The organism is Candidatus Curtissbacteria bacterium (assembly GCA_024654445.1).
Taxonomy (GTDB): Bacteria; Patescibacteriota; Microgenomatia; order Curtissbacterales; family GWA2-41-24; genus JANLHP01.
In genome coordinates, this window is record JANLHP010000023.1 from 26,341 (window position 1) to 42,201 (window position 15,861).

Annotated in this window: 14 protein-coding genes; all 14 read left to right on the plus strand. The window is 43.4% G+C overall.

The features are described from left to right. Positions 1–5 precede the first annotated feature (5 nt). Positions 6–281, plus strand: coding sequence for a DUF5652 family protein (locus NUV69_04655; GenBank protein MCR4324947.1), 276 nt, complete (start codon positions 6–8; stop codon positions 279–281). 403 nt (positions 282–684) lie between these two features. Beyond that, positions 685–1,947 (plus strand): UDP-N-acetylmuramoyl-L-alanyl-D-glutamate--2,6-diaminopimelate ligase, encoded by a 1,263-nt coding sequence (locus NUV69_04660; protein MCR4324948.1) that lies wholly within the window; start codon positions 685–687, stop codon positions 1,945–1,947. After that, positions 1,944–3,929 (plus strand): sugar phosphate nucleotidyltransferase, encoded by a 1,986-nt coding sequence (locus NUV69_04665; GenBank protein MCR4324949.1) that lies wholly within the window; start codon positions 1,944–1,946, stop codon positions 3,927–3,929. The genes NUV69_04660 and NUV69_04665 overlap by 4 nt, the downstream gene beginning before the upstream one ends. Positions 3,930–3,986: 57 nt before the next feature. After that, positions 3,987–4,991 carry a UDP-N-acetylmuramate dehydrogenase gene (murB, locus tag NUV69_04670; GenBank protein ID MCR4324950.1) on the plus strand — a complete coding sequence of 335 codons (1,005 nt, stop codon included), beginning with the start codon at positions 3,987–3,989 and terminating at the stop codon, positions 4,989–4,991. Beyond that, positions 4,981–6,237 (plus strand): UDP-N-acetylglucosamine 1-carboxyvinyltransferase, encoded by a 1,257-nt coding sequence (gene murA / locus NUV69_04675; GenBank protein ID MCR4324951.1) that lies wholly within the window; start codon positions 4,981–4,983, stop codon positions 6,235–6,237. The genes murB and murA overlap by 11 nt, the downstream gene beginning before the upstream one ends. Before the next feature lie 4 nt (positions 6,238–6,241). Further along, complete coding sequence (locus NUV69_04680) at positions 6,242–7,315, plus strand: D-alanine--D-alanine ligase (protein ID MCR4324952.1); 1,074 nt, start codon at positions 6,242–6,244, stop codon at positions 7,313–7,315. Next, positions 7,296–8,432 (plus strand): alanine racemase, encoded by a 1,137-nt coding sequence (gene alr, locus NUV69_04685; protein ID MCR4324953.1) that lies wholly within the window; start codon positions 7,296–7,298, stop codon positions 8,430–8,432. Before NUV69_04680 ends, alr begins: the two co-directional genes overlap by 20 nt. A gap of 51 nt (positions 8,433–8,483) precedes the next feature. After that, the gene (locus NUV69_04690) at positions 8,484–9,686 is read left to right on the plus strand and encodes a Mur ligase family protein (protein ID MCR4324954.1); all 1,203 of its coding nucleotides are present in this window, start codon (positions 8,484–8,486) and stop codon (positions 9,684–9,686) included. A 24-nt stretch (positions 9,687–9,710) separates the two neighbouring features. Continuing rightward, complete coding sequence (locus NUV69_04695) at positions 9,711–10,742, plus strand: phospho-N-acetylmuramoyl-pentapeptide-transferase (GenBank protein MCR4324955.1); 1,032 nt, start codon at positions 9,711–9,713, stop codon at positions 10,740–10,742. A gap of 3 nt (positions 10,743–10,745) precedes the next feature. Then, positions 10,746–12,086, plus strand: a complete 1,341-nt coding sequence (gene murD, locus NUV69_04700) for a UDP-N-acetylmuramoyl-L-alanine--D-glutamate ligase (protein ID MCR4324956.1) — start codon at positions 10,746–10,748, stop codon at positions 12,084–12,086. Between the two features lie 9 nt (positions 12,087–12,095). Continuing rightward, entirely contained in the window at positions 12,096–13,214 is a 1,119-nt protein-coding gene (gene ftsW / locus NUV69_04705; protein ID MCR4324957.1) for a putative lipid II flippase FtsW, read from the plus strand. Then, positions 13,211–14,305 (plus strand): UDP-N-acetylglucosamine--N-acetylmuramyl-(pentapeptide) pyrophosphoryl-undecaprenol N-acetylglucosamine transferase, encoded by a 1,095-nt coding sequence (locus NUV69_04710; GenBank protein ID MCR4324958.1) that lies wholly within the window; start codon positions 13,211–13,213, stop codon positions 14,303–14,305. The genes ftsW and NUV69_04710 overlap by 4 nt, the downstream gene beginning before the upstream one ends. Before the next feature lie 5 nt (positions 14,306–14,310). Continuing rightward, entirely contained in the window at positions 14,311–14,970 is a 660-nt protein-coding gene (locus NUV69_04715; GenBank protein ID MCR4324959.1) for a hypothetical protein, read from the plus strand. A 109-nt stretch (positions 14,971–15,079) separates the two neighbouring features. Further along, positions 15,080–15,861 (plus strand): cell division protein FtsA (gene ftsA, locus NUV69_04720; GenBank protein MCR4324960.1); only part of this gene is annotated, 782 nt, incomplete at its 3' end.

Genomic DNA, 15,861 nt, shown 5'->3' on the forward strand with positions numbered 1-15,861 from the left:
ATCAAATGGATTTAATTTTTAACAGTTACACTCACTTGTCTCCGGCAACCGGTTTACTTTTTCTCCTAATTACACTTTGGTCAATGTTTTGGAAAGGAGTTGCACTTTGGCACGCTGCAAATCTCGGCCAAAAATATTGGTTTATCGCGATGCTGATTTTAAACACTCTCGGAATCTTAGAAATTATTTTCCTTTTCAAATTTGCAAAGAGAAAAATGACAGTAGCGAAACTCCGCAGTGACGTACAAAGCTTCTTCCGAAACTTATCCTCAAAAAGCTAGAGTCATCTTCAAGTAAAAATAATTAACGCTTAATTTTGCTTTAGACCCGCAGTCGAAGACAAGGATCGCAAGTTTTGCTTACTCGTAGAGAAGTTTTGCTTATTGCATTAGAACTATAAGTAGTGCTAAATTTAAATTAAGCCCCGCCCTGCCGCGTAGAGTTTGGTTTTTTAACTCAAAATTAGCATTTCCTATTGATACTTAAGACGAAAAATTGAGTCCATTGACCAGGTACCTTAAGGGTCCTGTTTGGGCTATTCTAGTGGCTATTAGTCTCAGTTTTGAGTCGTTAGCGCTAAAGGAAGACATCTGCCAAAAGGGGATCAGCTGAGGTTGACTTGTCTACTGGTCCGAAGTCTTTGACATTAACCCATAGTTCATGGGATAATGCCTTCTTCGGATCATTCGTAACTTAGCCGCCCGCGCGGCTTTTCTTTTAGAAAAACACTGCCCAGTCAAGTATAATCAAGAATACATGTGGCAAAAAATTAAAAACATTTACCACCTACTTCAAGCATTTACAGCTGCGGTTTTTTTTAGATTCCCTTCCAAAGATTTAGTAATAATTGGTGTAACGGGAACCGACGGAAAAACAACAACCGTCAATATGATTTACCATATCCTCAAAGAAGATGGCAAGAGAGTTTCTATGGTCTCTTCAGTTGGCGCAAAAATCGGAAGTAGTGATACCGACACAGGTTTCCATGTATCAACACCGTCTTCTTGGAATGTTCAAAGGTTAATCAACAACGCCAAGTCCGCCGGCAGTGAATTTTTCGTTATGGAAGCAACGTCTCATGGGCTGGACCAAAACCGGCTTGCCTTTGTTAACTTTACCGTTGCTGTTTTAACAAACATCACAAGCGAACACATGGACTACCACAAGAACTTTCCAAATTACGTGAGCGCAAAGTCGAAACTTTTTAAAAATGTAAAATTTTCCGTCCTCAACGTGGACGATAAATCGTACAATGCCGTCAAAAAAAACGCGGACGGCAAAGTGATTTCCTATTCTCTTAAAAACAAAGGTGACTACAATTTAAAAAACTTACCGCTAAGCCTTACTGTCCCTGGCGACTACAACCTGCACAACGCGCTTGCTGCGTCGTCTGCTTGCATCGCGCTCGGTCTATCAAAGCAGCAGGTTACCAAAAGTCTTAAAACATTCGCTGGCGTGACCGGAAGGATGCAAGAGGTAAAACTTGGACAAGACTTCAAAGTCTTTATCGACTTTGCCCATACGCCGAATTCGCTAGGGAAAGTCTTAACTCACCTTAATTCGACTAAGAGCCAAGGAGAAAAACTCGTCGCTGTTTTTGGCGCGGCAGGTCAAAGAGATAGAACGAAACGAAAGACTATGGGGGAAGTTGCGGACAAGATCGCCGATGTCATAGTTCTGACATCAGAAGATCCAAGAGATGAAGATCCCGAAGAAATTGCCAAAGAGATTGCCGCTGGAATTAAAAATAAAAAAATGGGCAAAGATTTATTTATTGTTAAAGACAGAAAAGAAGCAATCGAGAAAGCCGTTGACCTTGTAAAACCCGGAGACATTATTGGGATATTTGGCAAAGGCCACGAAAAGAGTTTCAGTGTTGGAGGCCACGAACTCCCTTGGGACGACGTTGAAATTGCAAGTGAAATAATAAAAAGGAAAATTAAATGAAAAACTTTGCGGTTATAATTCTGGCAGCAGGTCTTGGCAAAAGGATGAAATCCGAAACACCCAAGGTTTTGCATAAAGTCGGAGAAAAGCCAATCATCATAAGAAGTCTAGAGGTGGTCGAAGCAATAGCTCCAGAGGAAATTATCGTTGTCACTAGCCCCACAAATAACGAACTTATTAAAAGCGAAGTAGGACAGTCTTCTTTACTTGCCGTGCAGCAATCACCAAAAGGTACCGCAGACGCAGCAGCCGCCGGGCTGAAAGAGACGAGAGAGGGTATAGAAAACGTGGTTATCTTGTATGGAGACGACACCGCATTTTACAGACCAGCAACAATTACAGAAGTAATAAAAGATCACGAAGAAAACAAAAATGACATCACATTCGTCACCTTAGACAGCGAAAAGCCGACAGGTCTTGGACGGATTGTCAGAGAAGGCGGCAAGGTGAAAACGATAGTCGAAGAAAAAGACGCGACAGAAGCAGAGAAAAAAATCACCGAAATAAACGACGGCATTTACGTTTTTAACAGAGATTGGATCCAAGAAAACATTGGAAAACTCGAGCCTTCAGGCGCAACAGGCGAACTTTACATTACCGACTTAATAAGTATGGCGCTTTCCCAAAACAAAAAAGTTGACGCTTATAAGCTCGATGATCAGTCGCAGTGGCACGGAATAAATACTCCGGAAGAATTGGAAGCAGCGGCAAATAAAAATCAACTTAAAATCCATATTATGGGAGCAGCGGGAGCCGGTGCCGCGGCAGTCGCCGGTATCGCGGCGGAAAACGGCTTCGATGTTTCTGGTTGCGATTTAAATCCGGATTCTGCATACACTCAAAACCTCAAAGTAAAAATAGAAAAAGGCCACAGCCCGGAGCACCTTAAAGATATCGGGATTCTTATCACTTCCCCGGCGGTGGAAAAATTAGACCCCGACAACGAAGAAATTAAAGCGGCGCGCGAGCAAAATATTCCGGTTATGAGTTGGCAAGAGTTTCAAGGAAAATATTTGCAGAGAGGGAAGTTCGTTATAACTGTCGCTGGCGCCTATGGCAAATCTACAACAACCGCGATGATTGCCAAAATCCTAACAGACGCGGGAGTTGACCCGACCGTCGAAATCGGCGCCAAGGTAATTGAGTGGGGAGCAAACTTCAGAGTGGGTAAGTCCAAGTACTACGTCTGCGAATCCGATGAATATAACAATAACTTCTTACACTACAAACCGGATATCGCCGTCATTTTAAATCTTAACTGGGACCATCCAGATTTCTTCAAATCTAAGGGTGATGTTGTATCTGCTTATCAAAAATTCGTGTCACAAATAAAAATCGGCGGGCGCTTAATTACATCCAACGAAACGTTATTTAAGGATCTTGTTCCCTACACATCTGCACGTACAGAGGAAGTAACAGATTTTGGGGATCTAAACCTTTCTATAATTGGAGATTTTAGAAAGGAGAATGCGAACGCGGCACTTACCGTTGCGGAGATTCTCGGTCTAAACATTACCCAAGCAGTTAAGTCAGTAGAAAGTTTTAAAGGACTTGGAAGAAGACTTGAAGAAAAGGGTAGAGTCGGAAACGCAATTGTTTACGATGATTATGCCGTCCAGCCTTACACAATTAAATCGACCGCCGACGCGCTGGCCGACAAATATCCGGATAAAAAAGTAACTTTGGTCTTGGAACCTCATACCTTTTCGAGAATTAACACTTTCTTTGAGGACTTTGTAAAAAGTTTAAAAGAATCAAAGGTCCACGAAATCCTAATTACCGAAGTTTATGCCGCGAGGGAAAAAGGTGATAAAATAGTTCTTTCAAAGAAGCTCGCAGAGGCTGTCGGCACAAAAGCGAAGTTTACTGGCTCTGTGGAAGAAACTGCCCTATATATAAAGAAGGATATTAATACTTACGACGTCATTCTTTCCATGGGAGCGGGTAACTCGTATATGCTTTACGATTTGCTTAAATCCTAAATGCCAAAAGGACCTATGACAGGGTTGCACCCTTAAAGAACTGTTAGAATAAGCTAAATGGATAACGTCACTAAATTAAAAGAAATTCTTGGGCCGTTAAGGGTTCGCGAAAACGAGCCTCTTTCTCAGCACACATACTTCAAAATCGGGGGGCCCGCAAGGTTATTTTTCGAAGCAACCAACGTCGAAGACTTAAAACTCGCCCTAACTACAGCTTTCGATCTCAAGATCCCATATGTTGTTCTCGGCGGTGGCGCGAATGTTCTCGTTTCCGATAAAGGTTTTGACGGCCTCGTCATCAAGAACAGGGCGCAAGGAGTAAAACTAGTTGATATCAAAGGGACAATAGGCAAAAACGGCACCGGCGTAAAAAGCGCGAACATTTGGGCAATTTCTGGGACTTTGATGAACCAACTTGCCCGCTTTAGCATCGATCAAGGCCTAGAGGGGATTGAGTATTTGCTTTCTGTTCCGGGAACTGTCGGAGGAGGCTTAAAAATTAATGCCCACTACGAAGTTGAAAAGGGAGAATTTGTTGGCGACAAACTAGTTTCAGCGGCAGTCTTCGATCCAAAAACGGGAGAGGTCATAACTCGCGAAAAAGATTATTTTGAATTTTCGTATGATCACTCGAAAATTCAAGAAACGGGAGAAATTGTGCTCGAGGCGATATTCCAGCTCGAAAGGTCACAAGATCCTCAAGGCTTGTGGCAAAGAGCTATGGACAACGTAAAACGCAGAAACGAAGAGCAGCCGGTGGGAATTGCTTGTTCCGGGTGTATTTTTAGAAACATTGCAAACGAAGACGCGATGCGGCTCGCGACGCCAAATTTGACTACATCAACAGGCTATATTATCGACAGCCTTGGCCTCAAAGGAACAAAAGTCGGTGGCGCAGAAGTCTCCCAGCACCACGCCAACTTCATACTAAATACGAACCAAGCAACGGCAGCTGACGTGCTAGAATTAATTAAGCTCATAAAAACAAAAGCCAAAGAAACTTTAGGCCTAGATTTAAAAGAAGAAATATTTTTAATTGGAGATTTGACAAATGAAGTTTGAAATCGAGGGAGGCCATAAGCTTTCCGGAAAAATAAAAATAGCAGGCAACAAAAATTCGGTCTTGCCGATTATGACGGCGTGTCTCATGACCGAAGAAGAATGTGTCCTTGAAAACGTTCCAGAAATTTCCGATGTTAATGTTATGGCTCAACTTATGGAATTGGCTGGCGCCAAAATAGAAGGCGTCGGGACCTCAAGGCTCACAATTAGCTGCAAGAACATTAAACCAACAAGTTTTCCGATGGAACTCACAGAAAAACTCAGAGCAGCGGCACTACTTCTTGGGCCAATGCTTGCAAGGGTCGGCGAGGTTACCCTGGGTTACCCTGGTGGTGACATCATAGGGAGGCGTTCCCTGGACACCCATATACAAGCGCTCGAAGAAATGGGCGCTCGAATTGAAAAGAAAGATGACTCTTACGTCGCAAGCTCCAAAGAACTCAAAGGCCGAGAGATCTTCTTAAGCGAAGCGTCTGTAACCGCGACAGAAAACGCGATTATGGCAGCGGTTACAGCAAGCGGCGAAACCAAAATTAAAAGGGCAGCATCTGAACCCCACGTTGTTGACCTTTGCGAGTTCTTAATAAAAATGGGCGCGGAAATCACAGGAGTTGGTTCAAACGTTCTAATAATACGGGGAACAAAAAACCTCAGCGGTGCTACTCACAGCATTCGACCGGATCATATCGAAGTAGGTACTTTTGCGATTCTTGGCGCGGTAACAAAAGGAACCTTAGAAATGTCGCCAATCATAAAAGAAGACATCGACATGATTCTTCTGACACTCGACAGTTTTGGCGTTGATTACAAAATAGAAGAAGACATCATGACCGTCAAAGAATCAAAGCTTGTTGCTCCGCAAAAAGTAGTAACCGACGTTTGGCCAGGCTTCCCGACAGACCTCATGGCCCCGACCATCGTGCTCGCGACACAATCCGAAGGTGTAACGCTTCTTCACGATTGGATGTACGAATCGCGTATGTTTTTTGTAGACAAACTTCTTTCGATGGGAGCAAAAGTAGAAATTGCGGATCCTCACAGGGTCCTTGTTTATGGGCCGACAAAACTCAGCGCTCAACGCCTCGACACTCCAGATATTCGAGCAGGCGTCGCTTTAGTAATTGCAGCCCTCGCGGCGGATGGTAAAAGCGAGATTTACAGAGCGGAACTAATAGAGCGAGGTTACGAAAATATTACAGAGCGGCTTTCCGCGATTGGCGCCAAAATAAAACGCTCCACCGAGTAACATAATGGCAAAAAAGATTAAAGTCGCTGTTCTGATGGGCGGCAAATCTCCCGAACACGAAATCTCTTTGATGTCGGGTCGGGAAGTTGTAAGCCATCTTGATCCCAAAAAATACGAAATTCTCCCAGTAATTATTTCCAAAGATGGATCTTCATGGCAACTCACGTCTCCCGCAAAGCTCCTTAACTCAAAACGAGACTCTGTCATTCTGAGGCGAAAGCCGAAGAATCTAGAGACTCTTCGCTACGCTCAGAGTGACAATCGAGAGGTTCAGGATGACAATTCTTACCACGTCTTGAAAGATAACGGAATAGACATTATATTCATCGCGATGCATGGTCCGTATGGCGAAAACGGAACTATCCAAGGGTTTCTCGAGCTTTTGGGAATTCCCTACACTGGCTCTGGAGTACTAGCTTCAGCCCTGGCCATGAACAAGCTCAAGTCACGAAAAATATTTGAGGCCGAAGGACTAAACGTCCCCAAAACAGTCGTTCTCAAAAAAGGAGACGGCCTAGACGCTGTTTGGGAAAAGCTAAAGCCACCGGTTTTCGTCAAACCCAATAGCCAAGGTTCCTCCGTCGGTACATTTCGTGTAAACAACAAAAAAGATCTCGAAAAATCCGTCCGCTTAGCTCTCAAACTGGATACAGTTTGCCTTGTCGAAGAATACCTACCTGGCATCGAAATTACATGCACCGTTCTTGGCAACGATAAACCAAAAGCTCTTCCGCTCGTCGAAATCGTTACCAAAAGAGATTTTTTTGATTACAAAGCAAAGTACACGGAAAACCTTACAGACGAAATCGTCCCCGCCCGAATCTCAAAAATCCTTTCGGAAAAAGCAACCGAAGCCGCTATAAAATCATATCTCGCTCTTGGCTGCCGCGATTTTGCCAGAGTCGACATCATAATAAAAGAAAACAAAGTTTACATTCTCGAACTCAATACAATTCCTGGCCTAACCCCCGTTTCCCTCTTTCCCAAGGCAGCAAAAGCTGCGGGCATTACTTACGGACGACTTATTGATAAAATAATAGAGTTAGCCCTAAAAAGATATGATTCTCAAAAACTTTAAACGCGTTTTCGGCAAAAACTATTATCCCCTCAACAAAATCACTGTTTCAAAAACAGCCCTAGTTAATAACTACAAAGTTCTCCAATCATTCGCGCCCGAAATTCAATTAGCGCCGGTTCTTAAAAGTAATGCTTACGGTCACGGTCTTGTCTTAACCGCCAAAATCGCCGACCAATTAGGTGCTCCGATGCTTTGCGTCGACAGCATCTACGAGGCGTATGAGCTTTTAAAAGCAAAAATTAAGACGCCAATTCTAATCATGGGCTACATCAACCCCCAAAACCTCAAAGTCAAAAAACTCCCATTTTCTTACGCGGTTTTCGATATTTCCCAGCTTGAAGTGATCAACAAACACCAAAAAGGCGCGGAAGTTCACTTAAAAGTCGACACTGGCATGCACAGGCTTGGCATCCCAATGGACGAACTCTATCAGTTTGTAGAGAAAGCAAAAGAATTAAAAAATGTAAATATCACTGGTCTTATGTCTCACATCGCGACCCCGGAAGAACCAAAGGGTGTACAAACCAAAGGCCAAATAGCTAACTTTAGAAAGGCAATTCAAGTTGTAGAATCAGCCGGTATTAATCTAAAGTGGAAACACCTCGCGGCGTCTGAAGGTGTTGTCAGACTCGGGAGTGGAATTTCCAAAATCACAAATATGGCTAGGGTTGGCAATTCTTTTTACGGCATGGATCTGACAGGTTATGTTCCAGATTTAAAGCCAGCTCTTAGGCTTACTTCGCAAATTGTCCAACTTAAACCTCTTGTAAAGGGCGACAAGGTAGGCTATTCGGGGACATTCACAGCACAAAAAGACGTTAAACTCGCGCTACTTCCCATTGGGTATTTCGACGGCATTGACCGTAGGCTGTCAAACAAGGGAATAGTAACCGTAAGAGGCCACGCGTGCCCAATTGTGGGTATCGTTAGCATGAATATAACGACAATTGACGTGACTGGTGTTAAAAACGTCAGAGTGGGGGACGAAGTAGTAATCTACTCAGACGACCGGAACGGCCCAAATTCAGCTCAAAGCGCAGCAGAAATTTGCAAAACTCGCGCCTCCGAACTCCTCGTCCACTTATCTCCGATTTCAATAAGAAGGGAAGTAGTATAAACCCATAATAGTTTGCTTTATGCCCAGGACAAGAATATAATTCAAAACTTAATGTTAAAAGCAAACGTTTACGGTGAAATTAAAAATTGGAAAAAGCCTCTACACAAAATCAGGGCTAATTCCGCCAAGGCATACCTAAACCTACTTCCGAACATACAGATAATCGGAATCACGGGCAGCGTGGGTAAAACGCTCACCCAAAACGCCATAGACGCAGTCCTTTCCCAAAAATTTAAAACCCGAAAAGGCAACGACAACCTAGACCCTACATTTAGAATTCCCAAGACTCTCTTAGAGGCCAAGCCTTGGGATCAAAAGTTAATTCTTGAATATGGAGTCGAGCATCCACTCGACATGGACTATTACCTAAAAATAGTAAAACCCGATATTGCAGTTGTTCTTTCTGTTTCTCCAACTCACACTAAATACTTTGGTGGACAAGAAGGAGTCTATAACGAGAAAGTTAAACTCGTTAAAGCCTTAAGCAAAAGTGACGTCGCAATTCTTAACGCAGACGACCCAAACGTTGCCAGGATGGCAAACGAAACAAACGCGAAAGTTAAGTGGTTTGGTGAAAACGCAAAAGATTCCGTTAAAATCTCCCATTACACTCAAAGCCTACAAGGCGCGAAATTCAGGCTTCATTTTCAAGGACAAAAAGCAACAGTGTCTTGGAAGATTCTGGGTAAACACCAACTTACATCAGCCTACGCCGCAGCCGCGGTCGGAATCCAAACTGGTGTAACCTTAAAACAAATCGCAAAAGGACTTTCGCAAGCAAAACCCCCGGAACATCGTCTCAATTCAGTTTTTACTAAAGGGGTAAAAATAATAGACGACACGTATAACTCCTCGCCTCTTGCTGCTGGCAAGTCCATCGAAACATTAGTCGAGGTCGCAAAGGGTAAACCCAAAATTGCCGTCCTCGGAGAAATGAAAGATCTTGGCACAATTAGTAAAAGCGCGCACGAAGAGTTAGGCAGACAAATTGCAAAAACGACGATTAACTATTTATTTACAATCGGCAAAGTCGCGGACGAAATTGGGGTAGCAGCAAAAGCAGCCGGATTTGGCGGTAAGATCATTAGCGTCCAAACCACCAAAGAAGCGATCGAAAAAATCAAGGAAGTTACAACTCCAAGAACCGTGATCCTCGTCAAGGGTTCCCGCCACGCCCATTTAGAACGAATCGTAAAAGGCCTATTGCGTCAGTCCACAAAAATTAACTGTTACCACTGCGGAACTCTAAGCTAGTTCCTGTGGTATCCTAAAACAAAGATGGCGCAAATACTTGCTTTAATTCTAATTTCCTTTTTCGCAATCAGCATTCTTCTTGTTCCGTTCATCAACCTTCTTTACAGAATTAAATTTCAGCGTCAAGACCAAAAGACGAGAGACATGTTTGAAGCACGAACTCCAATTTTCGACAAACTCCACAGGCACAAAGCTGGTACCCCAATGGGGGGTGGTGCCCTCATCATTCTGGTCGTCACTGCCCTCTATTTATTAGTCGTCTCGTCTATCGAGTTTTTTGGCATAGAGCGCACCTCTCTTTATCCTTACGAAAAAGAAGTAACAGTTCTGCTTTTTACTTTTATTTCTTTCGGCCTCATTGGTCTTTACGACGATATAAGAAAAACGTTCGGTTTTGAAAGGTCCAAGTTTTGGGGCTTGAGATTTCGCCACAAGATTCTACTTCAAGGAATTTTGGCGCTTGCTGTTTCTATCCTGCTTTACGGCTATCTAGGTATTGATATTTTAAACGTCACCTTTTTTGGCATCTTAGATCTTGGTGTTTTGTATGTGCCTTTTGCCGCTTTCACAATAGTCGCCTTTACAAACGCCGTTAATATTTCAGACGGCTTAGATGGTCTTGCCTCGGGATTGCTTCTAATTAGCTTAATCGCTTTTTTGATCATGTCCGCATCCATTGTCGACACGACACTTTCCACTTTTTTGGGTCTTTGGATTGGCGCATTGATCGCGTTTTTGTACTTCAATGTTTGGCCCGCCAGAATCTGGCTCGGCGATGTTGGCGCATCTTCTTTTGGAGCAACGCTTGCCGTTATTGGCCTTTTGATGGGCAAACCCCTCGCTCTTGGTATTATTGGCGGGATATTTGTCGTCGAAGCTACTTCCTCACTCCTGCAACTTCTTTCTAAAAAATATAGAGGCAAGAAACTATTCGACGTTGCCCCCATTCATTTGTGGCTTCAGAATAAAGGGTGGGAAGAACCTAAAATTGTGTTCAGGTTTTGGCTTGCTCAAACGATACTCGCGGTTTTTGGCCTTTGGCTCGCTTTCTTCTAAGCTATGACAACTGGCAAAAAAATATTAATTTTTGGCCTGGGTAAAGAAGGCGCATCGGCCGCAAGGTATCTCCAAAGCAAAAACGAAGTTACAGTCGTTGACCAAAAGCCCAAAGAAGAAATTAACCAAGATTTCTTAGAAGGCATTGACAGCGTCAGCTTCCATACCGAAACAGACCTTCCCGAAAATGAAAATTTCGGCCTAATTGTCAGATCTCCAGGCGTTCGCCCAGACAATAGCACAATCCGGAAACTGACAGCAAACGGAGCACAGCTGACATCCCCGACACAAATATTTTTTGAAGAGTCCCCCGCCAGAATAATTGGCGTCACAGGGACAAAAGGAAAAGGGACAACATCGACATTAATTTACGAGATGTTAAAAACCGAAGGTGAAGACGTCCATCTCGCGGGCAATATCGGAACCCCAATGCTCGACATACTGCAGAATCTTTCCACAAAAAGTGTCGTTGTTCTCGAACTCTCAAGTTTCCAACTCGTGGATCTTACTAAAAGCCCTCACATAGCAGTCGTTTTAATGATCACGTCAGAACACCTCAACTGGCACACGGACGAAGGCGAGTATCAGGAAGCTAAAACATCGATTGTTAAATTTCAGACAGAAGGCGACTTTGCAGTTGTTAACGACGACTTCGAAGCATCAAAATCATTTTCCCAAAAAACCAAAGCAAAAGTTCTTTTCTTCTCGACTAAAAAGTCGACAAACGGAACTTACCTAGAGGGGAACAACTTAGTCTCCGCTTCAAGAGGAAAAATAATAGGCGCGAACGAAGTTCTGCTCCCCGGCCCTCACAATATTCAAAACGCGCTCGCAGCAAGCGCGGCAGCAGAACTAATGGGCATAAGTAGTGAAAATATCGCAAGCGTTCTAAAATCCTTCAAGGGTTTAAAGCACAGACTACAACTGATTAGAGACGTAGATGGAGTTAAATATTACAACGATTCATTTTCGACAACACCCGAAACAACAATTGCTGCAATTGAAGCTTTCGATGAACCTAAAATTCTAATACTTGGAGGTTCATCCAAAAATTCAAACTTCAAAAGCCTTGCCCAAAAAATTCTCTCCACACCTTCAATCAAGGCCTTAATCTTTATAGGCACAGAAGCTGAAACAATCAAAAAAGCGATTTCCCAGGAAGGCACGTTTGGCGGCAAAATCCAAGAAGGCCCAAAAAGCATCGAAGAAATAGTAGAAGCAGCTTATAATCTCGCCGAAAGCGGCGACATAGCTCTACTTTCCCCCGCGTGCGCTTCTTTCGATATGTTTAAAAATTACGAAGACAGGGGCGAGCAGTTCATAAAAGAAGTCGAGAAGTTGTAAACTTAAGTCATGGTAGGCAGCCCTGCGCGTCTTTCTGGAAGAAGACTCCAGATCGACATCCCACTTATTGCGGTCGTTATTTTCTTGCTTTTCTTTGGTTTGGCGATGATCTACGACGCCTCGGTAGTTGCTGCCTACAGAGATTTCAACGACCAGCTGTATTACTTTAAAAATCAGCTCGTTTGGGCCAGCCTGGGCACAATAGCGCTCGCCTTTTTTTCTTTTTTCGACTACCACAAAATTACCAAATACGCCCCTTTTATCTTCGGCCTCGCGCTCGTTGCTCTAATAGTTGTTTTGATCCCGGGCATCGGTTCCAAAGTTTATGGAGCACGCAGGTGGATTACAGTCGCAGGCTTTACCTTTCAGCCTTCTGAATTTGCGAAACTCGCCCTCATTGCCTACCAAGCGTCGATTCTTGCCAAATTCCAGGCGTACAAAATGAGACTGCTGGATGTTGCCTACGTTATGTTCCTGCCAGCGTTTATCATGATCGCGCTCGTGATCTTGGAGCCTGATCTGGGCACCGCACTCATTTTTATTGCCATTTCGACTGCGATGTACTTTATTGCGAATGGCCCGATCTGGCATTTCTTGATGCTGATCCCTCCATTTGCACTAGCTGCAGTCATTGCCGTAATTACCCAGCCGTACAGAATTGAAAGGCTCAAAACTTTTCTCGACCCAACATACGACCCTCAAGGCTCGTCTTATCAAATCAACCAGATATTAATTTCTCTGGCAAATGGCGGTGTATTTGGCGTTGGCATTGGAGGCTCCAGAGGCAAATTCGACTTTATTCCCGAAGTTCACTCTGATGCGATTTTTGCTGTTGTTGCAGAAGAACTCGGGTTCGTTGGCGCAATGGTTATTATAGCCCTCATGCTTTTCTTGATTCTAAGGGGGATTTCCGTTATAAAAGCAGCACGTGACATGGAAGGAAGAATACTCGCTGGCGGAATTTGTTCTCTTCTGGCAGCCCAAACGTTTTTAAATTTGGGTTCAATCGTCGCGCTCGTTCCACTAACCGGAATACCTCTGCCCTTTATTTCCTACGGCGGTTCGTCGCTTTTAATCACAATGATTTCAATTGGCATATTAGTTAATATAAGGAGGCAATCCAGATGAAAAAGATCGCAATAACAGGTGGTCACTTCACCCCCGCGCTCGCCCTCATTGAAACGTTGGGGAAAAACGACGGCGTCCAAATATTATTTTTTGGAAGAAAGCACGCGACAGAAGGGAATAGCACAACGTCCGTCGAATACGACCAAATATCAAAAAGAAATATAAAGTTTATAGAAATTACCACCGGCAGACTGCAGCGAAAATTCACAAGGTACACGATACCCTCACTCTTAAAGATCCCGATAGGCCTTTTGCAAAGCACGTTTTATCTCTTAAAGGAAAGGCCAAATGTCATCGTCTCGTTCGGGGGTTACCTCTCCGTGCCAGTAGTTTTTATAGGGTCGTTAATCGGAATTCCAATAATTTCTCACGAACAAGCATCCATCCCTGGTCTCGCGACTAAAATTAACTCGATCTTCACCCAAAAATTATTTCTCACTTGGCTGCAAACCAAAAAGTTTTTTGAAGAAGATAAAATCGAAGTTATCGGTAATCTAAACCGTAAATTGAAAGGTGATACTTCCGACAAGAATCTGGAAAAATTCTTAAGTCGAGAAGGCAAGCTTATTTTTGTCATGGGCGGTAACCAAGGCTCTCATTTTTTAAACGAAATAATATTCGAACTAGTTGATAAAATGTCCAACATCAACTTCCTTCATCAAGTTGGAACCACAAATTTCGCAGGGGACCTTGACCGAAGCAAAAAAATAAAGAAGGATAATTATTTTGCACTCGATTATCTTGGATCCAGCGATTTCGCGGCGAGCATCAAAAATGCGGATCTTGTGATAAGCCGTTCAGGCGCAAACACCGTTTGGGATCTTGGCTTACTTGGCAAAGTCTCGATTTTAGTTCCACTACCGATTGCAGCTGGCAACGAACAATTCCACAATGCCAAAATCCTAGAAAAAGCGGGCTCCGCAGTTATCCTTTCACAGAAAAGTTTAACTACAGATCAACTGGAAGAAGAAATCAAAAACGTTTTTAAAAACTTTGAAAAATACCAAAAAGAAGCACAGCAGTTTTCAAAAACGCTTCCCCAAGACGCCACAGAAAAATTTGCGTCGTACGTTTTAGAATCAGCAACCTAAATTTTATGATTAAAAAAGCTGCCCTCACCTTAATTTCTATCCTCGTTATTTCTTTTCTTACTTATCAGCTCTTTTTAATTCGAAGTATAGAAGTAAGCTCGAATAACTGTATAAAAGTTGATGACGTCGACCTTAAAGGAAAGTTAGTTTTTACAGTCCAAGAAAAATCTCTCGAAAAAACTCTAGCGGAAAGGTTTACATGCGCGACGGAAGTGAAAGTCGAAAAAAAATATCCCTCAAAAATTAAAATCACAACAACTTCACCCTCCGCAGTCTTAAAAGTCGAAGGAACAAATCTTCAAATCGACGAACTTGGGCTCGTCACAGAAGGCGCAGCAAACAATCTGCCCACGCTCTTTGTCGCCTCAAAAGCGGCGCTCGCGCCAGGTGCAAAAACCCAAGACGAAACGGTTTTAACCGCGGCCGCTCTTGCAAAATTCCTTCAAAAAAGCGACTTTGACATGCAGAATTTAAGAGTCATCGACCAAAATGAAATCGCGGCTTACGACGCAGGTCAAACAATGGTAATTTTCTCCACAAAAAAGCCTGCAGGCGAGCAGGTTGACTCTTTACAGCAAGTCTTGGCTAAGGCTAGAATAAAGGGCGATAAAATTGCTAAAATTGACTTACGCTTCGATAAACCAGTAATAACTTATCGTCAATGAATACATCAACTTTAAGTATCTACCATTTTCCAATTTCCAATTTCCATTTAATTAATAATCAATTTGCAAATTAGAAAATCAATGGCAAATGGAAAATTGAAGCTCATTTATGACTAAAGATAAAGTAGTAGTCGGCATCGACGTCGGCTCTTCAAAAGTAACCACCTTAATCGGCGTCGTGCAGGAAGAGTTGGCGATCAACATCATTGGAGTTGCAACAAGTCCAAGCAAGGGTTTGCGAAAAGGCCAAGTCGTAGACATAGACGAAGCTGTCAGCAGCATCACGCAGTCTCTCGAAGCCGCGGAGAGAATGGCTGGCTATTCGGTCGGTACCGCATTTGTTTCTGTCGATGGGACACACATCGAATCTCAAAATTCCAAAGGAGTTGTTGCTGTTGGTAATCAAAACGGAGAAATAACCCAGGAAGACGTCTTAAGAGTAGTCGAAGCCGCCCGCGCGATCTCGCTTCCTTCGACCAAGGACATTCTCCACGTTATTCCAAGAAACTTCATTGTCGATTCTCAAGCCGGTATCAAAGACCCTGTCGGCATGACCGGAGTAAGATTGGAAGTCGAAACTCACATCGTAACGGGCGCGGCAACCGCACTTCGAAATATCGTCAAATGCATCGGCCAAGTCGGAATAGACGTCGAAGGCCTCGTTTTTTCCGGAATCGCATCTTCTTATTCGGTACTTACCGACACCGAGAAAGAATTAGGAGTCATACTTGTCGACTTTGGCGGTGGAACAACAGACGTGACCGTCTTTACAGACGGCGCGCCAGTTCACAGCAGCGTTTTACCCGTTGGTGCAAGAAACGTTACTAACGATTTGGCGATTGGTCTTCGAATCTCTCTTGAATCCGCGGAAAAAATAAAACTCGCCCTTTC